Source organism: Bartonella sp. AA81SXKL (assembly GCF_042196945.1).
GTDB lineage: Bacteria > Pseudomonadota > Alphaproteobacteria > Rhizobiales > Rhizobiaceae > Bartonella.
Genome location: NZ_JBHIRH010000001.1, coordinates 40,863 through 65,957, shown reverse-complemented (window position 1 = coordinate 65,957; position 25,095 = coordinate 40,863). Strand labels below are relative to the sequence as shown.

Here is a 25,095-nt window from a genome sequence, read left to right as displayed (position 1 = left end):
TTAAGACATAAACATTGATGCGATTTGTGGTGCACCAAAAACAATGCCGATGCCAACACAAACAAAGAAAGCTTTACGCATTTCAACATAACCAGCAATCCATGCAAGCCCAATACCAGCAACCGCAATGGTTGCAATCGATTTTGCAATGTTTCCTGTTAAAGCTTTGACTAATTGATCAAGAGCAGTTTCAACTTTTCCAAAGTCACCTGCGGCAAATGCTGGCTCACTCAGTGCGATGAAGGCAATAAACAGCATCAATGCTGCTGTTAACCATTTCTTTTGTGTGTTGGATAGAGTAGTTTTTTGTAAGGTATGTTCACAACTGAACAAATTATTCATGTTTTTCATGAAAAATTCCCCGCTTTATGTTTAAGTTGATAGAAAAATTAATATTCAAAATATTAATCGGGAATCATATAAATGAAAAAAATAAATTTTTCTATCGATAAATTAATAATATTTAATCTTTTATTATTTAATAAACAAAAAATATAGTAATATTCAAAATGATACTTTTAAAACATCTTCGAGCAGCGCCTAAATATATTGTCTTAATTTGTATTATTATTTTAGGATACTTTTATTTAATTAAAAATAATGAACAACTTACTCAAAATTCTTTTTTAAAAGGATCAGAAAAGACAATAGAAAACCCCGTTCAAAAGCCGAAGTCACAATTGATAGATTATGCAAACCAACAAGACGCAAGCCAACAAAATGTGGTGTTGCATTCAGAACCAATCGCATCACAATTTTATGAAGAAAATGTGCCGGTCTATTCCGGCGCTATACAGGTCACAAGTGGTGTGACCTTTAAAATGATTACGCTTGTAGATGATGGGTGGAGAAAAAAGATCATCCGTGATATCCGCTTATATGGTGTGGAAAGCTGTGAAATGAGGCAATTTGCCTTACGCAACGGAGTTAAGTGGCCATGTGGTGCTTTTGTTACTGCTTGGCTTGTCTCAAAAACAATCGATAAAAATGTTACTTGTCGGCAAGCACGTGTCATTCAACAGGTTCATTATGCACAATGTTTTGTAGATGGGGTTGATCTGGCACGTTTGGGGCTGGCAGAAGGGTTGATGGTGTTGACAAAAGATCAGCATCATTTTCCATCCCCAGCAGACTATAAAATTCTACAATCTGCTGCTCAAAAAGCACAAAACGGTTTATGGTCGAGCCAATTTCAACAACCAGAAGATTGGCGAAGAGATCATGGGAGCTATAATCCCATTGACCATTATTGATAAAGCGTCCTCTTAAGCGCTATTTAAAAATCAAGACAATATTCTACTGCAAATCTTATCAGAAAAAAGTTAATTATAATCCACGCACTCCTTGGTGGACAACGTTCGTTATGGAAATTTGTTGTGTTTAAAGCTCGCTTACGCATATAGGTTGCTCACTACAGCGCTATGGGAGAGCGCGTTTCCTTCCCCTAAACAAAATAGTCATTGTAACAAACATGAGTGTTCAGAAAATATGAACACATGCAAACTACTGATGTGACCTTTGGTCATGAAAAAAGGCTTATGAAAAAATAGAGAAAAGGTAAAACTGAAAATACCTTGCCTTCAAAAAACAACCAATTGCTTCAAATCAAACCAGAACTTTTAATGCAAGCTTTGCCTCATGTTGCTATGTTCATGAAACATGGGGACATCTGAAAGGGAAGCGGTTCTATGGAATTTTTATCCAAAATGAAGGGGATTTTTTCAGGCTTTTGAAGAAGCTAAAGAGGCTATGAGGAAAAAATGTGCTTTCTTTTGTTATAAAAGAAAGCACATTGAGGGGGGGGATTTAGAATGACAGTTTTACATATTTTACTCTGAAAAGCGGTCTTTTTTATCTTTTTTCCACAGAAAATAAGTTGCAAGTCCGAGTATGGGAACACTCAATTTGGCAAAAGGGAGATGTTGACTGAGAGCTGCAAGGCTGGAAACGGTCGCATCTGTCATGAGTTTATGGCGTTGTTCTTCTGTCTTTTTTTGTTGGTCATAGCGTTGATAAGTTTTGAGAATGCGACTGATAATAAGACCTAATCCCGCAAGAGAAAGACAAATTAAAAACATGATACTAGCGGCGGCAAGAGGCTTCATAACAGAACATAACGCAATAAAACCGATGGTACATAAAAAAAGCAAAGACATGAAGAATGAAATGCCAATAAACCCATAGAAAATTGCTTGAAGGCGTACTTGCTTGACTGTGCTTTTAAGCCCTCCACCGACAAGATGGTTTAAAAGAGGAGCGATAAACTTATGCATTGCTTAACGACGTAGTAATTGAGAAAGAATAAAACCAACCCCTGCGGCAAACAAAACGCTTTTGCCAGGATTTTTGCGAACGCATTGATTCATGGTTTGTTCAAGATCACTGATTTTGTCTTTTGCTTGAGACATCATGTCTTCACCACTTTCTTTCGCTGAGTGATATAGTTTTTCTGCTTTGTCTTTGGCGGCGTTGAATTTGTTTGCACCAAGATCTGTTAGGGTTGAGGTAATCCCTGAAATTTCAGTGCGTAACTTTTCTAATTGTCCTTGTAGGTCTTTTTGTTGGTCTTTTTCTACGGCTGATTTATCGTGCTGTGTTGTTTTATTATGGGCCATGGTATTTTTCCCTCTTGATTCATTATATTTGTATTGGTGTGTTCATAGTGATCATTTGCATTGGAGTGAAAATTTTCACTGCTTGAGTAACGCCAAAAGCTTTTTTTGGTTCCTTTCATTTTGTCGAATTTAAAACTGTTTTTGATAAAATAAATCTTTCCTATACGATATGCTCTGTCTGTAAAGGGTCGCATTTGTTAAAAATTGTCTTATGCTTTTGCAAGAATTTAGCACCATTCTTCAGTTTCTCATGGCACAGTTTTTATAAAAGTTTTTTAAAAGCGTGTTGAGGTTTATTTTTTAGGCTTGTGACAGGTAAAAAACATGGTTATTGTGAGTTTGCGGCAGAAATAATGTCATTTTTATGTTTTTGAAGCAAAGAAAAAGAAATGATATTGTGGCTCTTTGTTCTCTATGTATTTGGGGGCAACACGCGCTCTCCCATTATACTTTTGGTCAGTTTAAGATATTGCGATAGTTCTTTTTTTAAAAAAGGTATATTTTTATTTGGATAGAAGGTACTTTAGTGCACTGGTTGTTAGAGAAGTGCATATCCTTTTCTCCGAGGATTTTATGATATTTTTGCTGCTTGTTTCATGTAAGCAAATATTTTGTTGGATTTAAAAGAGCCGCTGAAATGAAAGAAGCTTTGCGATATGAGGAATTCATTTAACAGGAATGATGATAAATTATTCTTATAAATGAAAATATTATATGCGATATTTCTTGTAACTTTATCATTTTGCCTAATTTATGCAATAAATTGATTGAGTAAGATAAACTTGTTGAATTGTTAGAGAAAAATTTCTTGAGTGATTTCTTTAGAATTAAGAGAGAGCTTGTGGAATAAAACTATACTTGATTTATCAAGTTTTCTTTCTTAAGAGGAATACACAAGTGACGTTAAAAGGGTCGTGGCATTTTGGAACAGTGATGCTATGCGGGGTGACGACCCAGCTCATAAATAAAGATAAGAGCACAAGAATGTGAGATAAAAATGGAATCTGAAACAGTACCTTTAGATAATATGTCTGCTGTAGTGACAACGCATGATTTTTCTCCTCTTTCTATGTTTATGGCTGCTGATTGGGTGGTGAAAGCGGTTATCATTATTTTGTTACTTGCTTCACTTGTGTCTTGGACAATTGCTTTTGTGAAAATTGTTGAGATCACTTTGGTAAAACGAAGAGTACGTCATGAACTTCAATTGGTTCTAAATGCTCAGACTCTTACGCGTTTGGCAGCTAGCTTGAAAGAAAGCAAAGGGGCTGGTGTATTTTTTCTCAAAGAAGTCCTTAAAGAGGTGTATCTTTCTGCACAACAGGTTCATTTTTCTGCTCCTGAAGGGATAAACGAAAGCTCTGGTGAAAAAACCAGTACAGGGGAAAGGGCACAAACGATTGAAGATATTCTCTTTTATGAGGAGAGCAATCAATATGAAGATGTTTCCCGCGATGTTCGTGATGCTAGGGTTCGCGATGTTCATGAAGGTTTAAAAGAAAGGGTTCATTCACTTTTGTCACGCTGCTTGCTGGCTGCTACACGCCGTGTTGCATGTGGAAGTGCTGTTCTTGCAACTATTGGCGCAATTGCTCCTTTTGTTGGTCTTTTTGCAACTGTTTGGGGAATTATGAACTCTTTTATTGGGATTGCTCAGTCTCAAACAACGCGACTTGATGTGGTGGCGCCTGGAATTGCTGAAGCTTTATTCGCAACGGCTGTTGGGCTTTTTGTGGCTATTCCCGCCGTTGTTATGTATAATAGCCTTATGCGTGCTTTGAGTGGTTATCGCAGTGATTTAGGCGATATCGCTGCTGCTCTTGAAAGGCTCTTGAGCCGTGAACTTGATAGACAAAGACAACAGAAAAGTCATAAAAAATGAAAGCAAGCCTTAATAATGATTGGGATATAGACGAGAGTGGGTTGCAAAGCGAAATCAATGTGACCCCTTTTATTGATGTTGTATTGGTGTTGCTTATTGTTTTTATGGTTGCTGCGCCTTTGGCAACATCTGCCATTTCCGTTCAGCTTCCTTCTATAACTCAAGCACCTTCAGTGGTTCAGTCTGATGAACCTCTTTATGTTACGTTGCAAAAAGATCGTTCTCTTTACATTGGTGATCATCTTGTAGAACAAGCAGCTTTGAGAGAAGCTTTGTTGAGGGAAACTACGCAAAATTTAGAGGCAAAAATTTTAATCAAAGCGGATAGCGAAATTGATTATGGTACTGTCATCGATTTATTAAATCAAATACGCATGGCTGGATATAATAAAATCGGTCTTGTAGGATTGCAAAACTCTACCAATCTTGTCTCAAGAGGTGAGATCAATAATAAAACAACAGGGGTAGCGGATGCTGCTGTCGATGGAGCGGGTGGTAACGTTGTGGGGCGTGTGGATGCCGTAACAACGAGCCCTGCGGGAAACGCTAATATTCCAGCCGATGTCTCTGATTAGTGATAAAAAAACAGCCTTTGTTGCAGGAAGCAAAGCATATTACTCAAAGTCGTAGAGTGAAATTGATGAGGGTTCCGTGGATTTATTAAACCAAATACGCATGGGTTTGATATTATGCAGGGGGTTCATATATTGAATCGTTTTTTTTAGGATTAAGCTCTACTCATCTTGCCGCAAGAGGTGCGATCAAGAAAAATAGCCAAGGGCGATTGTTGTGTGTCTTAATACATCTTAAAGCCTTTTTTGCGGCGGTGTTCATAAATGGTACAACGTTAAAGCCCCCGTAACATAATAAAAAACCTATCAAACATCACCATCTTTATGCTTAACAAAAGAGCAAGCGAGCACCATTATCGTATTTATATTTTTTTCCAATGTTGTGATAGTGCTATTTATTGTAGGCATTTTTTCAGTTTTTATCTGCATGCTAGCCACGTTTGGAATGTGAGAAACATGCTTTTGATTGATTTAATATAAATAGGCTTGCCATGAAACAATCTTACAGTATTGAGATTTCTCATTTAAGTTGCAAGACAATTCATTATTATTATAAATCAATATGATGTATAGATTGTCGACATTACCAGCGGTGTGTGAGCTCTCAATGTTTAATGCCAATGTTTTTGTTATGGGGGAGGGGTATCTGGTGATAATGAAGTTTTGTATAGCGCACGAGACGTAATTGAGAGATGCTTGTTTAGAGGTGCGTTTAGTGAAAAAACTTTGAAAGCAAATGCGCATTCCCTCTGCATTTTAAAAGCTCAAAGAATTTCCAGTGAAAGAGTGGTTGGAATAAGTATGTGTGTTATTTTGAGAGTAGCGATTTTTCAGAGCTTCTTAAGTGTGTCCCGTTGAACCAAAACCTCCTGTTCCACGGCTCTCTATATGGCTTTGGGTATTTTGCTCTGGTTCAATGGTGCAAACATTAACTTGGGATACGGGGGCGATGACTGTTTGGGCAATGCGCATGCCCCGTTGGATGGAAAAGTCTTCTTGGCCTAAATTGATAAGAAGGACTTTGACTTCACCACGGTAGTCACTATCAATCGTTCCTGGAGTGTTGAGGCATGTGATGCCGTGTTTTAAGGCTAAGCCAGAGCGTGGACGTATTTGTGCTTCAAACCCAAGTGATAAATGAAAAATGAGACCTGTTGGAATAAGTGCCCGCTGCCCAGGGGCAAGAACAAGCGTTTCTTCTTCTCCAATTGCTGCCCGTAGATCAAGACCCGCAGAACCCGCTGTCGCGTAGCAAGGAAGTTCTAAACCTTGTCCGTGTGCAAGACGCTGAACAAATAAAGTCTGGGCATGTGAAGATTGAGAAGAGACAGGATGATTGTTTAGAGGGGCGTTGGTTTCAGTGTGCGACATGATTGAGGCATTTCCAAAATATGAGGTCTAGAAGAAAATGATACTTTAACAAAAGATATCTATAAAACCAAGTCGATAAAGGTGTGTGGATATAGGTTGTCCCCAGAGCTTGCTTATCATCTCTTACTGACTTAAAATATTCCAAAACACCACCTAACATTATCAATGGCATTTTTCAATAATGGCATCATCAAGGATGGCTTATGCCTAGGGGCATGCGCTTATTTGAGATCTAAATTATGGTTACAGATAAGATTTTTAGATACTACCGATAAGAATACCCGTGGCAAAAACCAGAGCACCACCAATGATGACCTGTAAAGAGGCGCGCCAAAAGGGAGTGGACATGTATTTGTTCTGAATCCAGACGATGGCGCCGAGTTCGAAAAAAACAATGATAAAAGCAATAATTGTCGCTACATAAAAAGAGCTGATCAAATAGGGAAGAGTATGGCCTAGTCCTCCTAATGTTGTCATAATGCCGCTGGCAAGACCTCTTTTTAATGGCGAACCACGCCCTGATAATTTTCCGTCATCATGGGCTGCTTCTGTGAAACCCATTGAAAGTCCCGCACCAATTGAAGCTGAGAGCCCTATCAAAAAAGTTTGATGCGTGTCTCCCGTGGCAAAAGCTGCGGCAAAAATGGGGGCAAGGGTGGAGACAGAGCCATCCATTAATCCTGCAAGACCTGGTTGAATCCAAGTCAAAAGTGTTTGTCTTTGCGTTTTCGAAGTTTTTTTTATGGTGTGATTTGCCGCTGTTGTTTTTTGGGAGGGATGGCGGTTCTTGCCTTTCACAAGAGAAGTTTTGTCACATAATGAACCGATAGTGTTTGCACGATTATGGCAAGAAAGGCACAAAAGTTGCTTATAATTTTTAAGCTCTTGAAGCCCCATGGCGGTAAAAACCGCGGCTTCCTTAGAGGAATAAGGTTCTAGAGCTTTTGCATATTTTAAATAGAGCGCCGCATGTTGCTCTTTTATTTTGAGCGCTTTAAGTATCACGTTTTGTGCTGAACGAAAGGACAGAGCTTTACGTTGTACAAATGAAAAAAACGATCTCAACATTTTCTGTTCCTCTGCACTTTAGAATAATTCTAAAACATAAGAAAAATAAACCGAAAGTCAATCTAAAAGTTAAAAACTGACAAATTACAAAAAGGTTGCACTGAGAAAAAAGGTGATGGGATGCTGAGAAAGTACAAGGAAATTTATCAAATGGAGACGAGAGGGGCGCATGAAAGAAATAATTGCGTGAAAAAATTTAAGAGACAATGTGCTTTATTTTGCTAAAGGGATGTTTGAATGGAGCATTTCAATGTATTGTGAATATATGGAAAAAAATAGGATGACTCTATCATTCATTTGATGCGTTCAAAAGACTGTAACAGTTCTTGGAATTTGAGATGATTCTTTAAAAGAGACCTTTTTCAAGGGACAAAAGCCCATTTCGCGAGGGTGATCCCCGTGAAGAGTATAGAAGGGTAGAGCCGCAAAATTTCCATGAAATAATATAAACTCCATTGAGTCTTCTTAATCTTTACGCTTTATAAAAGAGCAAGCCGGCATCATCATACACCTTAGCTCCCAGTGTTGCGACAGTCTTTAGAACGGTTCATTATAGGCATGGCATTTTATTGTACAGTTTTACGCCACTCATTCTGCTTGTAGAGGTGTAAGACAGTATTCTTATGATATTTACGCGCATTGAGCGTTGTTACAGCTTTTGCATTTAGGTGGATTTGATGTAATGAATTATCTTTTGTGCTGTAATTGCAGGGGCAGGTTTAAGGGTGGGAGTGCATAAATGAAAGAGATATTATCATATCAAATTGTTTGATCACGCATAAAAATTTATGCTTTATGAAGGGGCATTTATCGCCTTGTAACTTGCCTGATATCTTGTATGAAAGCCCAAAATTCAGTAGGTTTCCTCTCACTTCAAAACTTCTTATATTGAAGCAATTCAAATCATTTTCTTGTGTATCACAAGGAGGGGTGTGGGTGCTGTGTTTTTATTTAAAGTATGGGATGAGTTGAAATATGAAAAGTGCATAATCTCTACGCGTTAACAAACGTTTTTGATGTTTTTAAAAAAGAGCGAAATTGTGCAGAAAAAAAGGGAGCATATATGGAAAATAGTGATGGTTTGAAATTTTGGCGGCTTTCTGAAAAACTAACAATACTGCAGGCAGCGCTTTTAATAGTTGGATTAAATCCAGGAAAGTATTTGTTTGTCAACAAATTAGAACCAGAAAAAAGTGATATTTACGAAGATAACCTTTCCGTATCATCAGAGAAAACTGCTAATTTCCGTGCAGCCTATCATGCTATCGTTCAAGCGGGAAAAAGCAATCGATTAGAGATAGAATGGTCGTACTATAATTTTTCGGATTTTATAGATGCAGATTCCTCATATGTTCGCGTTGATGATTTAAAAGAATGGCTTTCATCGCGTGGTCTGTACCCTCCATTTTTTTTCCCTGAGGATGATTCTGCTGAGACTAAGGACCAAAAATATGCGTTTCAAGATCCAACGCATCCACGTTATGCTCCAAAGCTTGCTGCTATTGTTGCGGCATGGGAAGCGGTGAGTGAGGTTGAGGGTGGTAAAACTGTTAAAGGAACGCTTGCAAAATGGTTGCAACAGAATGCTGATCAATATGATTTACACAATAAGAAAAATGGTAAGTTAAAAAAGGATGTTATTGAGGAATTAGCGGCTGTTGCGAATTGGGAACCTACCGGAGGGGCGCCTAAGACACCTGCCAGCTCTCTTTTATCAAAAGAAAAAAAATAAAAAGATCACTAAAATTGTGCTGTTTTTTTTGATAATTCTGAAGATAATCTCTTTTTCTGGGGGAGATTTTTACTTTTCTTCCCTAGATTATAAGTAATTGTTTTTCAATGAAAATAATTTTTATAGTGTTTCTCTGACTGTTCAGGCGGGGAAAAATAGACATTTTGGGGCAGTAAAATTTACCCTGTAGTTTTCGTAACTTACCTCTCTATTTTTGTTTGATTTTTTTGGGCATTTTAAAATCCAAATCAATTAAAATGGAGTGCAACATGATTAAAGTTAATCTTTTTTTTACTATGCGTAAAAGTGTGAAAATTTTTCGAGGAAATGTACGGATATTTGGCAATGTGTTGCGGATGAGGTGGTACATAAATCGTTTAGAGTAGGTGTATTGTCGTGTTGGTTAAAATTTGAAATGATCACTGTCAAATAGTCGAAGTTGAGCATCGTGCATTTCTTGGGTAAAGAAATCTTGTCATCTATGAGCGAGTGAGAGTTTTTCTTAAGAAATTTGCACAATAGTAAAACTAGTTAGCAAAACCTGTTCTTTGGCACAACAAAAAGGATGTCATAAATGATTATCTCATCATAAATATGCTTTAAGAATAACCCGTGCGTGGCGAAAGTCTATGGCATAGTCGCTATAGATTTTTGCTCCGTGTGTGGTGATCAATACTCTTGTTTATCTCTTGTCAATGCAAGTGCCCATGAAAGTGATGAGAGTCTATTGCTCCATTGTGATGCTTGGTTGTTCATGTTTAGAAACGACAAGTGTATTAAATGCGATAGGGTTGATAGAAAGGAAAACGTATCCTGTAAAAAATAGGTGTGTCTTTAAAATAAAGCTGATAAACGAAATTATTTTTTTATCTACCTTTTGTATAATGAGAAAAAGGTATTCAAAGTGCAAGCATAAGCAATTCAGCAGTAAATCCCAAAATAGCTTAACATAGATCGTTTCTAGGAGAAGAGGAAGAAAGTCTATCTGCAAAGCTATGTTAGGTCATGTGACCGGTGAAATAATGTGGTTAGGGCAATAAACAATTGTTTTTGGTGAAGAGATAGAAATCGGTTGGGTGTTGATTTCTGATTTATTAGAGAATTTTCTTTGTTATCTCGTAAAATACGATCGTTTGAGGTGTGGTCATATAAAGCGAAGCTTTTTTCAATCTTGGAAAGATATTCCCATTGCGGAAAATCATATAAAGTTTAAGAAACGGCAGCACGATTTTTTGTGCAATGAAATAATAAGTATGTACAACATCTCGGTAATCTCCGTGGGAAACTTTACCGGATCCAAGGTGTGGATATTGTCTTCTGCTTATCCCAAATCGCAGATATTTCAAAACAACAACGGTGGAGGAGGGATATTGGATATGTTCTAGGGAAGGTTGCAAAAATGGCTAAAAAGTTTTCAAAAAAATACCAAAAATGACGAAAGGAGCGGTTTCCCACTCCTTCGTTCCTATCTCCCCTTGCGGGGAAGCGGCCACCATTACTGATGCCGTGTATGGTGATATAGGTACACTTATTTTTCTCAAAAGTCAATAGTGTAAATGCGGTAAATATTTGAGCATCAGAGCTACAACTTTATGAAAATCTTCGCAGGATAACCTTGGAACGGTACGTGAGCAACTTAAACGACTTACAGAAACTGTTGTGACATAATTGCAGATAATCCATGCTTTTTTATTCTCTATGGGAGATTGTATTGGATACGCAGCGGGATTATTGGGTTGTGATTTCGTTGAAAAAGGTAAAACTGTCACATTTCCATATAATTTTGCATTCTTAGAAAGCACTAAAACAGGCCGCTTTTTCCAAAATTCAGGGAGTATCGAATCATGAGGAAAATCACACCAAAAAACTTGTCTGATGCGTGGTGCCGATTTGATTCGTGGTTTTATATGAGGTGGTTTTTCGTAAGGAGCATTTAAATCTCTTTCTTTTATATGCTCGCGCCATGCATTATGATCATGTTCCATCATAACACATGGTTCTTCAAGTTTGGTTATATCTAAGGAAATAGGTGATAGGGTAGAAGGCTCTGTGTTCTTATCTTCAGCCATAGCAGACCATTTATATTTATTGGTCCCCTCACTTATTATTTTACGGCTTTTCTATCACGAGTTTTTATCAAAATGTTGCTTATAAGTACAGAGAGGTGAAACCATAAAATGGATGTATCTGCTTATTTTTGTCTTTTGAGTACAACGCTAGAGGAGGGATGTTGGTGACTCGTTGGTGTTGGTTGGTTGGTTTGGCGGTGGGGTGGTTTTGGGTGGGGATTGGTGACTGGAGGGTTGTTGGTTAGAGGGGAAGCTATTGGAGAGAACGAGTGCACGCGGTTTCGTTTCTATTTTATGGTTAGAGTTTTTTATGGACTGAAAGAAGCCCTTTTGAAGTAATATAGAGGCTTATAAGGGAGAAAAATAGGCTTGAGACGACATTCCAACCGGCAAATGAAAGAAAAAGAAAGCGTGCGGATGCTTCAGAACAAGAAGGAGGATGAATGTTGTTTAATTGGCTGAGCAGCTGGTTAATGTCTGAGGTTTTTCTGACTGCGCTTAAACCACAACTGAGGGGAGCTGTCCAAAAGCCATATTCAACACCCGCATGATAAACGGCTAAAACAAGGCTGATGCACATTAAGACAAAAACACACAAAAATAAAAGTTGTATCCAAGCAGTTATGCGAAAAAAACATGCTCCAAAACCTGCTAAGAGCAAAAATGGTATGGCACCATAATAGGGAAAACGCTCTATGAGACATAAATCGCAAGGAAGATATCCTCCGAAATATTCAAAACCAAGGGCAATCCCTATTGTGGCAGACAAGCAAAAAGCGAGAAAAAAAGCCCATAAACTTTGTTCTTTTCTGCTGGGTTCAACATGAAGGTGTTTGTGTAAAAGTGGGTGAGAAGACAAAACGCATGCCATTAAGTCTGTTCCTTATAAAAGCTTTTTGTTTAAAAAAGCTATGAAAATCCCATAAATTAAAAGGAGGCTAACACAACCAATGAGAACAATCCATTTGAAATGCTGTATTAGAAAATTCATTGCTTTTTGCCCAAAGTGTTTAATCAGCCACGCGAGAAGATAAAAACGAGCGCCTCTAGAAAAAATACAAATAAGTATGAAAAGTTCAAGACGCACACTCATAACACCGGCCAAAATTGTGACAATCTTGATGGGGGGAAGATGAAAAAAACCTGATGTTATCAGTAAAATGATTAGAAATTGCAGGGTTGCACTATTTTTCAGAGATTCAAAACTTTCAACCTTACCATAAATTTCTAAAATGGGTTTGGCAAGGGTATCATAGGCAAAATGTCCGATAAACCAACCGGCAATGCCTCCTAATACAGAACAGATCGTCGCAATCAAAGCATAACGATAAACCCGCTTTTGATGGATAAGCAGCATCGGAATATATAAAACATCTATGGGAATTGGAAAAATAGAACTTTCAATAAAGGCAATGAAACCAAGCCAATGTGGTGCTGTACGCCGATTTGCTAAAGAAATCGTCCAAAGCTTTAATTTGTTTAATATCATGAGGCTTTTTATAAATTTAAGAGGTAAAGACTTTACAAATGAGATTGCTATAAATCCGGTAGAGAAATCCAATAAAGAAAGTATTTCATAAAATAGATAAGAAAATGATATGAATTCTTAAAAAATGAGAAGTCTTCTGTTGACGAATCTGTTCTTCTTCATATAGTGCAAAGGAGTAATCGACAAGTCTGTCTTTTATAGTCCTGTCTTTTATAGCAGTGTGCGGGTGTGGTGGAACTGGTAGACGCGCCAGACTCAAAATCTGGTTCCGAGAGGAGTGTCGGTTCGAGTCCGACCACCCGCACCACTTCATAAATATTTTCCTTTATCCTGTTATGGCGCATCACGTTGTTTTATAGAACGTGGGATTTATAAAACATGGGGGTTTATAAAACGTGGGATTTATAGACCGTGTTCAATGTTTTGCATGTTGAATGAAAAACATTGAACACCGTAGGATTCTTTCATTTCAAGTCTGTTTATAGTAAATCAACTAAAATCATGTCGCTTGTACGTTACAAGCTAGATGAGCTCGCGTGGAGTGAAATTTTACAAAAAATGAATAAAAATGCCTCTTATGCCGTTTCAAGGGCATCATTGGAGGTAAAGTGTATGATGGATGGTGCCAGCTTGCACTTTTATTGAAGTGTAGAGATGCTGCTCTATAGATTTTATATTCTTGTAGGTGCTGTCGCAAAATGGGCTTGAGGGTTTTGAGAGATGTTTTTTTAAAACACGCATGTGAATTGGCAACCCAAGTATCTTGAATTTGAGTGTGTTTGGTTTGAAGCGCTGCCGTATGATATGAAGGGTGTGATCCAAAAAAGATCCGTGAGAAACACCAGCATGAGGTAATGCGTAATCTCCTCTCTTTAAAAGACAGTGCTTTAGAGGCTTTTGAAAGTTGTAAAGCAGAGGGAAATGGTAAGGTTGGAAATTGGTTTTTACCTTGAAAACTTCATGTGCTCCCTAAATGAAGCTGTCTCCCCGTTACAGAAATTACATAAACAGAGAACCGCAATATCCTCTTTCCACTCTGGCATACAATAGCGGTAAAATACTGTTGTTTGAAGTGTGGTCATATAGGGCATACTTCCTTGAAACGTTACAGTATTTTTTCGGTGTGTGTTGGATATTCTTAAATGTGTTTGTCTTGCTTTAGGTTTAAAGGCATTCCATGCGGAGGAGCCCAAAGAAACCCGCTAAAATCCCCCAAGAGTCCCCAAGGGTTTTTGTGTTTTTATAAACGGACATGGTGTTTAAAAATGGGTGTTTAAAATGGGTTTTCAGAATCTTTATCCTTTAAGAGCGGGGAGGCCAAGTCAACATTATCTTATAAAACTGCAATTGATGCACAATATCCATATTTATTTTAAAGAAATATCTCTTAAATAACGGCTCTCATTTATTTTACGATGGCGCCCAATGGTATGATGGTAAAGCTTTTATATATTCCCAATGCACGACATGAAAGGCTGAGAGGATAGAAACTTGCTTTAAGAGAGGGAGAGGCTTTATTGTTTCGTGACTATTTGTTTACAGTTTAGTACTGGTTTTTAGAATCTACGTCTTTTTAGGGGGAAAGGGGCATTAAAAAACCCCGTTTTTAACAGGGTTTTTTAATCGTTCAATTTTTCTACAAAACTTAGAATTTATAAGCGATACCAAAGCGAACATCATGCGTTTGAGAAGAGATTTTAAGGTTATCGTTTGCAAATTTCTTTTTAAAAAAATCTGAATAACGATATTCTGTACGCATGATGATATTATCTGTCATTGCAAGATCAAAACCACCACCAACAGTGTAACCAAACATTGTTTTTGTCTCATCTAACACATTGCCAGAAGCAAAAATTGTCGAATCTTCTTGCGATTTTGATAAAAGTGACATGATATATTGCATCTGTGTATAGGCTATACCCCCTGCAATATAAGGCATAAGACGATGGGAAGCAAAACCAATACGCGCACGCGTGGCACCAGACCACGTTTCTTTCAATGTTACACTGCTAACAACAATGTCACCATAGTTGGATATCGTTTCACCCTGAGCTGCAGGTTTTATGATAGGAATCCCAGCTTTTTTAAAGGCAATGTTAATGGAGTTTAATTCATCTAGAATTTTCTTTCCATTGTCTGTTTGGGTGCTTTTCCTTCCAGACCAGACCATATCGGTATCAAAACCGAAAACAAGATCTTCCAGATCAATATTAGAACCTGCATACAAACCTGCTCTCAATCCTGATAGTTTCGGTGATAAATCTCTATCAACCCAAGCCCATTTTCCTTCCCTAGCTTCTTGTGCGTAATTTAGAGTATTTTTATTGGAAAAATATCCAATTTGTCCTCCAAAATAAAAACCAGACCAAGAAAAAGGCGCAGAAACAGTAACCGGTGAAATACGTGACGATGAAACATCTTGCAATGAAACCTTCGGTTCTGATTGCTTAAAGATTACCGTATCTGCTGCTTGCGCTGTTGAAGCGGTAATGAAGGTGAAAATAGATAGTGCAACTAAACATTTTGTTTTCATAAAAACGTCCCCAATTTATTTCAGATACAAATCGTATTATATACAAATTGGTTAAAAAAATCTATACTTAATATCATTATGAAAACTAAAATACGTATAAAATCTATAATTAATCATATTGAAGCGTTCTTAAAACTTGTTTTCATGCTATTATCCCGCGTTTATATTGATTTTTCAGGATTTTTTATATACGCCTTCAGTGTTTTCTGTGTTTTAGAAAAAATTATAGTATAGTAAACAAGCTTTTTATTTATTTAAAAAACATTATTTTATATATATTAAAACACTTTTTGTTATTAAATGTATTATCCATTATGATTGACATCAATGTGCTTACATATTCAATTGATCGTAAAAAATGCATATTGGCCATCATATTCTTTGCTCGTTTCTGATATTGCGTAGCTTTGTATTGCGGTAGCCTTTTGAGCACTTGAGGGGATGAGCGACTTTATTTCTTTTTTATCTATATGCCACTTTTGCTTATGATAATCCAAGCGAATAGTTTTGATTGATTGAATGGAATACGAAGAATAAGAAGGAGTAAAGAGCGAGAATCTCAAGTCTCATGAGGTTTCTTATGCGCCATGTAAAACGGATAAACTCTCCGTTCCGTTTGCTTAAAGCCGGAACGTGGATGAGAGCCTAAAAACTGAATGTCGTTGGCAATTTTAAACAGATTAGCGCGTGCACTCAGATTTTTGTGGAAATGGGTGAGGGCGTCATAATGGGCAAGTGCCTCAAATTTCTTGCGAGCTGTCAAGTATATCTCCGTTAGAGAGCTGATTGTTTCAGCAAAGGTCAAAACCTTTCGGTGCATTGAATTTTGTTCCAACAGCTGTTCCTCTTTTGAGCACCCCCATCTTCACGCTTCATAAAAGAGACATTTCTCAATGTTCCTAAACCCATTTCATGACAGCGATTGTGAATGGTATAATAATAAATCTATTGAGCATCTCTTTTACGCTTCATAAAGGAGCAAGCCGGTACCATTACTATATTTGCCAGTTCGTGGGGTGTTGTGACAGTCCTCTCCACAATGTTATGACAGGCCCCTTTGTCCGTTGTGACAGTCCTTGGCACTTGAGGTGGTTCATTAGAGGTGTTTTTGTCCTTATCGGATACAATTTCTATTCATACATTCATTGCGTTTGTGATGTGCAAGTCAGTGATTTTGATTGATGCAACATGGGACCGATTTAAAATGAGAAAATCTTACGGTATTTAGGATTCTCATTCAATATGGATAACGCTAGATTATCATTATAAATAAACACATTATCTCATTGAGATAAGAGTTATCTAACCAATGTTATCAATAATGATAACATTGTAAAGCGTAACTACGATGAATTCATTAATCTTTTTATACTTCGATTGAAATTATGTCTATTAATACCGATTTTTTTGAGCTAATTCTGTTTGGCTGATAGCTAATAGATTTTCAAAATCAAGACGCGAAGCTAGAATGAAAAACACCTTAAGGTCATATCCATTTAAATCACTTTCTGCCAGTATAGCCATTGGGTGTTGAGCCATGATTATCCATTCCTTTCCAAAACCGTTGTGCCTTTTAAGTACAATATAAGAAACAAAACCACCCATAGCATAAATGCGGATCAGAGCCTAAAATGAACGCTGTGGGTAATTGTTATCGGTCATCATCGGGGTGTTTACACCCCGATCTTTTGACAAAAAGATTTGTTTTAAGATGTTTGCATCTTTTTTAGTGGGTTGTTTATTGGGGAGAAATCATCTTTTTGGGATCAACTAATCGGTCATAATCCTCTACAAAAACGCCTGCTTTTAATGCTTCGGTGCGCAAAGTTGTATCATTTTTATGCGCTGCTTTGGCAATTTCAGCAGCTTTTTCGTAGCCAATTTCTGGTGCAAGAGCTGTTACTAACATGAGTGAGCGCTCCATGAGCGAGTGAATATGAACACGATTGGCCCGTAATCCTTGAATGCAATGCATATCAAAAGAACGCATGCAATCACCAAGAAGGGTAATTGATTGTAAAACGTTATAGCCAATAACAGGTTTATAAACGTTGAGTTCAAAATGTCCTTGGCTTGCGGCAAAGGTTACGCTGGTGTGATTACCAAAAACTTGGCATGCGACCATGGTTAAGGCTTCACATTGTGTGGGGTTGACTTTGCCGGGCATAATAGAAGATCCGGGTTCATTTTCAGGAAGACTGAGTTCCCCTAAACCGGAACGTGGACCAGAGCCTAAAAACCGAATGTCATTGGCAATTTTAAACAGATCAGCAGCGAGAGCATTCAAGCTTCCGTGGAAATGCGCAAGGGCGCCATGATGAGCAAGTGCTTCAAATTTATTGCTGGCAGTTTGGAACGTTATTTCTGTGAGAGTGCTCACTGTTTGCGCAAAAGCAACGTCAAAACCTTTTGGCGCATTCAGCCCTGTGCCAACAGCCGTACCACCTTGAGCAAGCATTTGGACATCGGTTAGAGCATTTTCAATACGCTGAAAATTGGCTTCTAATGCGGCACGATAGCCTGAAAATTCTTGCCCTAAGGTTAAAGGGGTTGCATCTTGCGTATGGGTGCGGCCGATTTTAATGATATCTGCAAATTCTTGCTCTTTTTGTTTTAATGTCGCAATAAGAGCTTCAAGGATTGGCAGTAAGTGTTGGCGTGTTTGCAACGTGGTGGCAATGTGAAGCGCCGTGGGAAAGGAATCGTTCGATGATTGGCTCATATTGACATGGTCATTGGGATGAACTGGTTTTTTGCTTCCAAGTTTTCCTCCCAAAATCTTACTAGCACGATTAGCAATGACTTCATTGACATTCATATTGCTTTGTGTGCCAGAACCTGTTTGCCAGACGGATAGTGGGAAATGTGTATCAAAATCGCCAGCAAGCACTTCATCAGCGGCGGCAATAATTGCTTTTCCAATATTTTCTGGTAGTTTTCCTTTGCCCATATTTACAATCGCTGCTGCTTTTTTGATAAGGACTAAAGCATAGATGATGGCAAGAGGCTGCTTTTCACTGCCAATATTAAAATTATGCAGAGAACGTTCAGTTTGTGCGCCCCAATAACGATCTTGACGTACCGAAATCGTTCCAAAGCTATCCGTTTCCTGACGTGTTTCAACCATGATAAGATCCTTTTTTGTTCACGGGTTCTCAAAAAAGATAGATAACGCGAAAGTGCAATAAGAGGCAAGACTTTGAAGCTTCATTTAGAGAAATTATTTTTATGGCTATTCTTGACATTGAGAGATGCCGATTTTATATCTAACACATGCTAGCACTCGTAGTTTGAGAGTGCTAGCAAGAACTTTTAAGATTAATGCAATTATGTTCAGTTTTAAGGATTTAAAACATGGCTAATATACAATTCCGCCCACTTCACGACCGTGTCGTTGTCCGTCGGGTTGAATCTGAAAATAAAACGGCTGGTGGGATTATCATCCCTGATACAGCAAAAGAAAAACCCCAAGAAGGCGAAGTGATTGCTGTTGGCAATGGCGCTCTCGATGATAACGGAAAGCGCGTGCCTTTAGAAGTCAAAACAGGAGATCGTATTTTGTTTGGAAAATGGTCTGGAACTGAAGTCAAGATTAATGGGGAAGACCTCCTCATTATGAAAGAATCTGACATTATGGGAATTATGGGCTAATTGAAGCGCTTAATTTTTCATTGTGTACTATTTTGAGAAAACTCCAAGGAGAAATTAAATGGCTGCTAAAGAAGTCAAATTTGGCCGTGAAGCGCGTGAGCGTTTGTTGCGCGGTGTCGACATCCTTGCTAATGCTGTTAAGGTGACACTCGGCCCTAAAGGTCGCAATGTGGTGATTGATAAATCATTCGGTGCGCCTCGCATCACAAAAGATGGTGTATCCGTTGCAAAGGAAATCGAACTGGAAGATAAGTTCGAAAATATGGGTGCACAAATGTTGCGCGAAGTTGCTTCTAAAACCAATGATATTGCTGGTGATGGAACAACAACAGCAACTGTTTTAGGACAAGCTATTGTGCAAGAAGGTGTTAAAGCTGTTGCTGCGGGCATGAACCCAATGGATCTTAAACGTGGGATTGATGCTGCTGTTGAAGAAGTGGTGGCAAACCTCTTCAAAAAAGCAAAAAAAATCCAAACTTCAGCAGAAATTGCACAGGTGGGAACAATTTCCGCTAATGGCGCTGCTGAAATCGGTAAAATGATCGCTGATGCTATGGAAAAAGTGGGCAATGAAGGCGTCATTACTGTGGAAGAAGCTAAAACCGCTGAAACGGAATTAGAAGTCGTTGAAGGAATGCAATTTGACCGTGGGTATCTTTCCCCTTATTTTGTCACAAATGCTGAGAAAATGGTCGCTGATCTTGATGATCCTTACATTCTCATTCACGAAAAGAAATTGTCTAATTTGCAATCTCTTCTTCCTGTACTTGAAGCTGTTGTTCAGTCTGGAAAACCACTTCTCATTATCGCTGAAGATGTGGAAGGTGAAGCTTTGGCAACGCTCGTTGTCAACAAATTGCGTGGTGGTTTGAAAATTGCTGCTGTAAAAGCTCCTGGATTTGGTGACCGTCGTAAAGCAATGTTAGAGGATATCGCTATCTTGACATCCGGACAGGTTATTTCTGAAGATGTGGGCATTAAACTTGAAAATGTCACTTTGGATATGCTTGGACGTGCAAAGAAAGTGAATATTTCTAAAGAAAACACCACCATTATTGATGGTGCTGGACAAAAGGCTGAAATTACTGCTCGCGTCAATCAAATCAAGGCTCAGATTGAAGAAACAACTTCTGACTATGACCGTGAAAAATTGCAAGAAAGACTTGCTAAACTCGCTGGTGGTGTTGCTGTTATCCGTGTGGGTGGTGCAACAGAAGTTGAAGTGAAAGAAAAGAAAGACCGTGTTGATGATGCTTTGAATGCAACACGTGCTGCTGTTGAAGAAGGTATTGTTGCTGGTGGTGGTACCGCATTGTTGCGTGCAGCAAATGCGTTGACCGTTAAGGGAAGTAATCCTGACCAAGAAGCTGGTATTAGTATCGTTCGTCGTGCTCTACAAGCACCAGCGCGCCAGATTGCAAGCAATGCTGGTGAAGAAGCCGCTATTATTGTGGGCAAAGTGCTGGAAAATAATGCTGATACTTATGGTTACAATACCGCAACTGGTGAATTCGGTGATTTGATTGCTTTGGGAATTGTTGATCCTGTGAAAGTTGTGCGTTCTGCTCTTCAGAATGCGGCTTCAATTGCGAGCCTTCTGATCACAACAGAAGCAATGGTTGCTGAAGTTCCAAAGAAAGATACACCAATGCCTCCGATGCCTGCTGGCGGAATGGGTGGAATGGGCGGAATGGATTTCTAAGCTCTTTTCCATAGAAATAATAAAGAAACGGGTCTTCTGTGCCCGTTTTTTTATGCTTTTTCACGTTTCATACAGTTTTTCCTTTTATGACAGTTTCTTTATCTTATAGGATTGTTCTATTCTCCATTGGTTGATCTACCGTTATTGTGAATGAATCTCACTCTTAATCCATAGCTTTTTCTCTTGTTTTTATGAAATGTTTCTATTGTGCGGGGATCGTGGTTTCCTTTGAAAATATTGTGCTAATAAAAATATAACTATTTGATTTATAATCATTTATTCCTAATACAGTTCTGTTTTTTCATTTCAGGTTTATGCATGCCCCGTTAAAAAATCCTGTGTTTGTGCTTCATAGGGTGAGAGGTCACTACGGTTTTTATGAACCAATGTAATCATTAAAAGTCAGTAGTTAAGAAGAGTCAGTAGTTAAGAGTTAGTACCTATTGAGCGTTGGAAAGACAGAGTTGAAAAGAGCATGATGGGGCTGGTTTGTTTTTTATGAATAAGATGCTGGTATTTCAAGCTTTTGCATAGGGGAATAAGCATCTCTCTGTTTAGTTGATCTCTGAAATGGGGAGACTGCTCCATTTGAGAAGCTTAAAGATAAAAGCTAATTTTTCGCCTTGCTCTCATCTTTTTTTCGGTAAGCTCATCACCTAAACTGGAGCCAAACCCATGTTGTTATATTCAAGTTCTGTTTGTTGCCTATATTGTGACAGAAAATTCTTAAGTGGGGAGCAATTTTTGAGCTAAGGGGACCATGACAGGTAGCCGAAAAAATCATGACGAGACAATAGGCGCGCTTGTGTTAGAATTTTTAATGCTTCTGATGATAAAGGCACGCGAAATTCTGTTGTAGCCTCATGCTTTCTTTTCATATTTTCGAGCCAAGGATTTTCCATATATTCTCTTCAACTTGACCTTTATGCATAGAACATAAGGGAATTGAGAGGCAGGGAATTGGGGGTGGGAATTGAGAGGGTGGGAGGAGCCAGCTTGCTTTTTTATTAAACGTAAAGATAAGAGGTTTTATGTAAGGCTCCCATTACATTGCTTGTTTATGCGCTTCTTTAAAAGAAATATCTTTTAATACAAATTCTTGGCAATGCTATTTATGAAGAGTATAAAATCATTTGGATATCAATAGATTATTAAAAAAATGTATGTTGGTATGATCCTTTTCTTATGTTACCAAAGTTGCTGACTTACGCGTTGGTTAAAAATCTCTCTTCATACCCCTAAATTCATTTCATGAAAGCGTTTGTGAAGAGCACGACGTTTGTGAGGCGTGTAAAAAATTCTCGTGAGACATGAAAAAATCATCAATAAAATCTCCATGTTTTCAAAAAATAACGAATGGCTTTTTATCTTTTTAAAAGATTTAACACGTCTCACGTTTTTTATTTATTTTAGAGCTGAATATTCGATTTTTGTGTAAAAATACTTCCCAGCACATCTATGATCCGTGAAAAATCAAGTGCTAATAAGAAAATGATGAATATAATCCACTTCGTATAGCGTGACATCATTTTTACACTTTTATACGTTGTGATGATTTCTTGTAGGATTTCTTTTTCCTTTTCTGTAAGCTCTGTTTGTTTTTCTGTTTTTTTTCTAGCCATGTTTCCACCCACACAAGCCTTCCCCTTGTTTGTTATGCTTTAAAATATCTCTTGCGAGATTTGAACTGATGATATTGAGATCTTTTTTGTCTAAATAAATGGGCATCCAACCAACGCAAGAAAAAGGCTCATTGATTGTTTTTATCGCGCAACCAGTGAGTAAGAGAAGCGCGTACATCAGCATCACTTTTTTGATTAATTTCATTTTCCACCTCTAGCCGTGTTGTTGATGACTTTAGCGTTTTTTCTATTTGCTTTTGTTGTTCAACTTTCTTTCCAAGAGTGAAAGCTTTTGCTAAAGCGATAAAAAAAGCGGTCAGAGCCGCTCCTGTTATCATCAGATTTTTTTTCAACCACCACATCATAAGCGCTGCTCCCGAAACCGTTTTGCCACAAAGAAAATGCCAACGCAGGCGGCTAAAACCATAATGGTTGCTAATGCCCATTGGATGGGACCATTGCCTGCCAATAAGCCCCCAAGTCCAGAAAAAGAACCAATAATCGGTGTAAGCGCTTCTGCTTTGAAAAATCCCATTGGAGCTTGCGTTTCTACAGTTTGGTAGTTGGGAGAAACATAAGCTCCTTTTGCCCATAATCCCGATTCTGCTGCACGACGGTGCACTAAACCGTGAAGACGTTTTCCTCCTGCTTTAGTCCACTTTTGTAACTCAGCAGGGACGGCTTCATATTCGCCATTATTGAGTTTTTTGAGCAGGGTCGAATTACAAAAAGCCGATGTTCCTATATTATAGCAAAACGATACGAGCGCGGCGAATTGTTCATCCGTTAAAGAAACCGTCACATGTTTTTCAACGGTATTTTCAAATTGTCTTAAATCTTGAGAAAGAACTTCTTCTGCTTGTTTTTCAGTAATGATCATGCCCTTGTGAACGAACGGTTTGCCAGCCGTGCTGGTATGACCATAGCCAATTGTCCACACCCCGATGGCATCTTTATGGGCATGTAAACGCAATCCTTCCCATTGTTTAATGAGTGCAAGCCCTGCTGCTGATATTTTTCTCATTTGCTTCTCCATAAAATAAAGCCTCACGGTAACGTGAGGCTGGTTGACAGATTAAAAATGAATTTTTTCACGCTTCAAAAACAGAAGAGATGTGAAACTTTTATGAAATCAAAAGGTTGGTTGTGACATCTTAGGGAATGGGGAATGGTTGGCCAAGTGGGGTAATGGTTGGTCAAGTGGAATAATGGTTGGGCTGGTGTTTTCCGTTAAGAGAGGTTGTAGATTTTAAGAGCTTGTCCTGGTGTTTTTGATGGAGCCTTCTTGGGGTACGGGCGGTTGTTTGGTTGATGCACGATAAGTGTGGTCTATTGCGGTTGTTTGGTCGTATGGTATTGATGTGGGGGTGTTTGAGATACGAAGTGGATACTCTCAGAAAAACAAGACATATGCTTTTACTGAAGACGAAAGCATTAAATATTTTATGTATCAAACGTTTTGCTTATCCAAAGAGTCTCATTGTTACACAGAGCTTTAGGCTAACAAGAGCTGTAGAATTTTGATACAATTTTAAGAGGGGCTGGTTTTTATAGGACAAAGGTGTTTTTTCTTTAAGAGGAAAGTTGTTTGCTATTTTTGTTTTATGAACGCAAAAGCTGGTTTGCTTAGAGAAATCTTAGCCGTAAAGCAGCCTCTCTTCGTTCTTTGATGAATAGGAATATGGAAAAAGCCTCAATTACATCGTTAAAGATTTGTATTCAGTGAGCCTTTTTTGGTGGGAAGAAACGGAAACAGTTTTTCCCTCTGTTTCTCTTAAGTTTTTTTCAAATCTCTCTCTCAGAGTTTCACCTTTTTTGTTGACTGTTTCATGTTCAGCATCGGGATTGGCTTTTAAATAGTGTTCTAGACGTCTTCTTCCTTGTGTGTGTTTATAAAAAGTGGTTGGAAGATAGGAATCTAACTTTTCAGCAGATAAAGATGAGTTGGGTTCACATAATACACCCTTAACATTATCTTTGTGCAATCTTGCTAATTTATCAGATTCAAGATGAAGCTTTTTGGCAAGGCTTAAGCTGAACATCCCACATTCAGAAGAGCTTCGCTGAATATCCATTTCTGCCGTGGTAAAAGAATAAGGAGGCAGTTGAAGACATTGAAGGGTTTGATTTATTTTTATCCCTAGTTTGCAAGCTGTGATATTCTGAAATGTTGTAGGTTCAAGCATAATCAAAGAGATTTTCTCATCAACTTTTTGATAATCAAGGACGGCAAAGTGGATTTTGCTTCCCGAATTTACTATAAATCGGGCAGATTTTGCGTCGCTCTCAACGACTTCTTTTAGGGCGTGCGAAAACTCTTCTGCTGTAAGAGCCAATTTGAGATTCATGTCTGGATATTTGCTGTTTGCTTTTTCTACGAGAGCCGGCATCAATCTAATATCTGTGTTTTCATAATAAGCGTTAATCCAACGGCCGGTGACGAGATCATCTTCTAAGCCTGTAATAATATCTTTTAATTCGTCAGAACTCGGTGCAACATGTTCTTCTTCTGTTTGGATGGAACTTTGCATCAAACGTGCAATAAGGTCTTCTAAAGATTCATTTGCACCTGCTCCTTCTGGTGTTTGTGAGGAATGAGGGAGGGAAGAATCTTGTGGCTTCATAATCTTAGCCTCTATATTGATGATTGATAAATGATATTATTTCTTCAATTCTGGCTAAACAATGTTTGCAGGAAAGATTTTTAACTAAAAAAAAACAAAGAGATGAAATCCCACGCTTTTCAGATTCAAAGGTAAGGTATCTTTTTGTCTTTTAAGAGGTCACGT

At 38.2% G+C, this 25,095-nt stretch carries 23 protein-coding genes, 1 tRNA gene and 1 pseudogene; 7 read left to right on the top strand and 18 right to left on the bottom strand.

The window, feature by feature from the left end; all coding sequences use genetic code 11:
- Entirely contained in the window at positions 1-351 is a 351-nt protein-coding gene (locus ACFINZ_RS00365; protein ID WP_375662483.1) for a TrbC/VirB2 family protein, read from the bottom strand.
- A gap of 158 nt (positions 352-509) precedes the next feature.
- Here ACFINZ_RS00365 and ACFINZ_RS00360 point away from each other — a divergent pair, with 158 nt between their 5' ends.
- On the top strand, positions 510-1,253 hold the full coding sequence (locus tag ACFINZ_RS00360; RefSeq protein ID WP_375683958.1) for a nuclease: 744 nt from the start codon (positions 510-512) through the stop codon (positions 1,251-1,253).
- A gap of 576 nt (positions 1,254-1,829) precedes the next feature.
- Here the strand turns inward: ACFINZ_RS00360 and ACFINZ_RS00355 are convergent.
- Together ACFINZ_RS00355 and ACFINZ_RS00350 are read right to left on the bottom strand one after the other, a co-directional pair.
- On the bottom strand, positions 1,830-2,273 hold the full coding sequence (locus tag ACFINZ_RS00355; protein WP_375617902.1) for a hypothetical protein: 444 nt from the start codon (positions 2,271-2,273) through the stop codon (positions 1,830-1,832).
- A gap of 3 nt (positions 2,274-2,276) precedes the next feature.
- Entirely contained in the window at positions 2,277-2,615 is a 339-nt protein-coding gene (locus tag ACFINZ_RS00350) for a YqjD family protein (RefSeq protein ID WP_375628058.1), read from the bottom strand.
- Between the two features lie 997 nt (positions 2,616-3,612).
- Here ACFINZ_RS00350 and ACFINZ_RS00345 point away from each other — a divergent pair.
- Both ACFINZ_RS00345 and ACFINZ_RS00340 read left to right on the top strand, forming a co-directional pair.
- On the top strand, positions 3,613-4,497 hold the full coding sequence (locus ACFINZ_RS00345) for a MotA/TolQ/ExbB proton channel family protein (protein ID WP_375617904.1): 885 nt from the start codon (positions 3,613-3,615) through the stop codon (positions 4,495-4,497).
- Positions 4,494-5,072, top strand: a complete 579-nt coding sequence (locus tag ACFINZ_RS00340) for a biopolymer transporter ExbD (protein ID WP_375680741.1) — start codon at positions 4,494-4,496, stop codon at positions 5,070-5,072. The genes ACFINZ_RS00345 and ACFINZ_RS00340 overlap by 4 nt, the downstream gene beginning before the upstream one ends.
- Positions 5,073-5,909: 837 nt before the next feature.
- Here ACFINZ_RS00340 and dut read toward each other — a convergent pair.
- Complete coding sequence (gene dut / locus ACFINZ_RS00335; RefSeq protein WP_375633393.1) at positions 5,910-6,440, bottom strand: dUTP diphosphatase; 531 nt, start codon at positions 6,438-6,440, stop codon at positions 5,910-5,912.
- A gap of 258 nt (positions 6,441-6,698) precedes the next feature.
- The gene (locus ACFINZ_RS00330; RefSeq protein WP_375634492.1) at positions 6,699-7,508 is read right to left on the bottom strand and encodes a VIT1/CCC1 transporter family protein; all 810 of its coding nucleotides are present in this window, start codon (positions 7,506-7,508) and stop codon (positions 6,699-6,701) included.
- A gap of 1,063 nt (positions 7,509-8,571) precedes the next feature.
- Here ACFINZ_RS00330 and ACFINZ_RS00325 point away from each other — a divergent pair.
- Positions 8,572-9,240, top strand: coding sequence for a hypothetical protein (locus tag ACFINZ_RS00325; protein ID WP_375617908.1), 669 nt, complete (start codon positions 8,572-8,574; stop codon positions 9,238-9,240).
- 1,544 nt (positions 9,241-10,784) lie between these two features.
- On the opposite strand, the gene ACFINZ_RS00320 is transcribed toward ACFINZ_RS00325, so the two are convergent.
- From ACFINZ_RS00320 to ACFINZ_RS00310, 3 genes are all read right to left on the bottom strand, one after another.
- Positions 10,785-11,309, bottom strand: a complete 525-nt coding sequence (locus ACFINZ_RS00320; RefSeq protein WP_375613249.1) for a type II toxin-antitoxin system PemK/MazF family toxin — start codon at positions 11,307-11,309, stop codon at positions 10,785-10,787.
- A gap of 298 nt (positions 11,310-11,607) precedes the next feature.
- On the bottom strand, positions 11,608-12,180 hold the full coding sequence (locus tag ACFINZ_RS00315) for a disulfide bond formation protein B (protein ID WP_375634494.1): 573 nt from the start codon (positions 12,178-12,180) through the stop codon (positions 11,608-11,610).
- Between the two features lie 12 nt (positions 12,181-12,192).
- On the bottom strand, positions 12,193-12,798 hold the full coding sequence (locus ACFINZ_RS00310) for a YqaA family protein (RefSeq protein ID WP_375701098.1): 606 nt from the start codon (positions 12,796-12,798) through the stop codon (positions 12,193-12,195).
- 222 nt (positions 12,799-13,020) lie between these two features.
- Here ACFINZ_RS00310 and ACFINZ_RS00305 point away from each other — a divergent pair.
- Positions 13,021-13,105, top strand: a tRNA-Leu gene (locus ACFINZ_RS00305).
- A gap of 1,338 nt (positions 13,106-14,443) precedes the next feature.
- On the opposite strand, the gene ACFINZ_RS00300 is transcribed toward ACFINZ_RS00305, so the two are convergent.
- From ACFINZ_RS00300 to fumC, 4 genes and pseudogenes are all read right to left on the bottom strand, one after another.
- Positions 14,444-15,331 (bottom strand): outer membrane protein, encoded by an 888-nt coding sequence (locus ACFINZ_RS00300; RefSeq protein WP_375701097.1) that lies wholly within the window; start codon positions 15,329-15,331, stop codon positions 14,444-14,446.
- Between the two features lie 625 nt (positions 15,332-15,956).
- Positions 15,957-16,176: pseudogene (locus ACFINZ_RS00295) on the bottom strand (lyase family protein); the annotation flags it as partial.
- A 547-nt stretch (positions 16,177-16,723) separates the two neighbouring features.
- The gene (locus ACFINZ_RS00290) at positions 16,724-16,870 is read right to left on the bottom strand and encodes a hypothetical protein (RefSeq protein WP_375701096.1); all 147 of its coding nucleotides are present in this window, start codon (positions 16,868-16,870) and stop codon (positions 16,724-16,726) included.
- 199 nt (positions 16,871-17,069) lie between these two features.
- On the bottom strand, positions 17,070-18,458 hold the full coding sequence (fumC, locus tag ACFINZ_RS00285) for a class II fumarate hydratase (protein WP_375701095.1): 1,389 nt from the start codon (positions 18,456-18,458) through the stop codon (positions 17,070-17,072).
- A 227-nt stretch (positions 18,459-18,685) separates the two neighbouring features.
- On the opposite strand from fumC, the gene groES reads away from it, so the two are divergent.
- Together groES and groL are read left to right on the top strand one after the other, a co-directional pair.
- Positions 18,686-18,982, top strand: coding sequence for a co-chaperone GroES (gene groES / locus ACFINZ_RS00280; protein ID WP_005774667.1), 297 nt, complete (start codon positions 18,686-18,688; stop codon positions 18,980-18,982).
- 58 nt (positions 18,983-19,040) lie between these two features.
- On the top strand, positions 19,041-20,684 hold the full coding sequence (groL, locus tag ACFINZ_RS00275) for a chaperonin GroEL (protein ID WP_375606493.1): 1,644 nt from the start codon (positions 19,041-19,043) through the stop codon (positions 20,682-20,684).
- Positions 20,685-21,433: 749 nt separating this feature from the next.
- Here the strand turns inward: groL and ACFINZ_RS00270 are convergent.
- The 6 genes from ACFINZ_RS00270 to ACFINZ_RS00245 all read right to left on the bottom strand — a co-directional run bounded on the left by ACFINZ_RS00270 (position 21,434) and on the right by ACFINZ_RS00245 (position 24,930).
- Positions 21,434-21,586 carry a hypothetical protein gene (locus ACFINZ_RS00270; protein ID WP_375606492.1) on the bottom strand — a complete coding sequence of 51 codons (153 nt, stop codon included), beginning with the start codon at positions 21,584-21,586 and terminating at the stop codon, positions 21,434-21,436.
- 507 nt (positions 21,587-22,093) lie between these two features.
- The gene (locus ACFINZ_RS00265) at positions 22,094-22,306 is read right to left on the bottom strand and encodes a hypothetical protein (protein ID WP_375617918.1); all 213 of its coding nucleotides are present in this window, start codon (positions 22,304-22,306) and stop codon (positions 22,094-22,096) included.
- Positions 22,299-22,511: a hypothetical protein gene (locus ACFINZ_RS00260; RefSeq protein ID WP_273790903.1), complete on the bottom strand. Its 213-nt coding sequence runs from the start codon at positions 22,509-22,511 to the stop codon at positions 22,299-22,301. Before ACFINZ_RS00260 ends, ACFINZ_RS00265 begins: the two co-directional genes overlap by 8 nt.
- The gene (locus ACFINZ_RS00255) at positions 22,435-22,671 is read right to left on the bottom strand and encodes a hypothetical protein (protein ID WP_375606489.1); all 237 of its coding nucleotides are present in this window, start codon (positions 22,669-22,671) and stop codon (positions 22,435-22,437) included. The genes ACFINZ_RS00260 and ACFINZ_RS00255 overlap by 77 nt, the downstream gene beginning before the upstream one ends.
- Positions 22,668-23,330 carry a lysozyme gene (locus ACFINZ_RS00250; protein ID WP_375684075.1) on the bottom strand — a complete coding sequence of 221 codons (663 nt, stop codon included), beginning with the start codon at positions 23,328-23,330 and terminating at the stop codon, positions 22,668-22,670. Before ACFINZ_RS00250 ends, ACFINZ_RS00255 begins: the two co-directional genes overlap by 4 nt.
- Positions 23,331-24,003: 673 nt before the next feature.
- On the bottom strand, positions 24,004-24,930 hold the full coding sequence (locus ACFINZ_RS00245; RefSeq protein ID WP_375633384.1) for a YopJ/AvrA family T3SS effector serine/threonine acetyltransferase: 927 nt from the start codon (positions 24,928-24,930) through the stop codon (positions 24,004-24,006).
- Positions 24,931-25,095 lie beyond the last annotated feature (165 nt).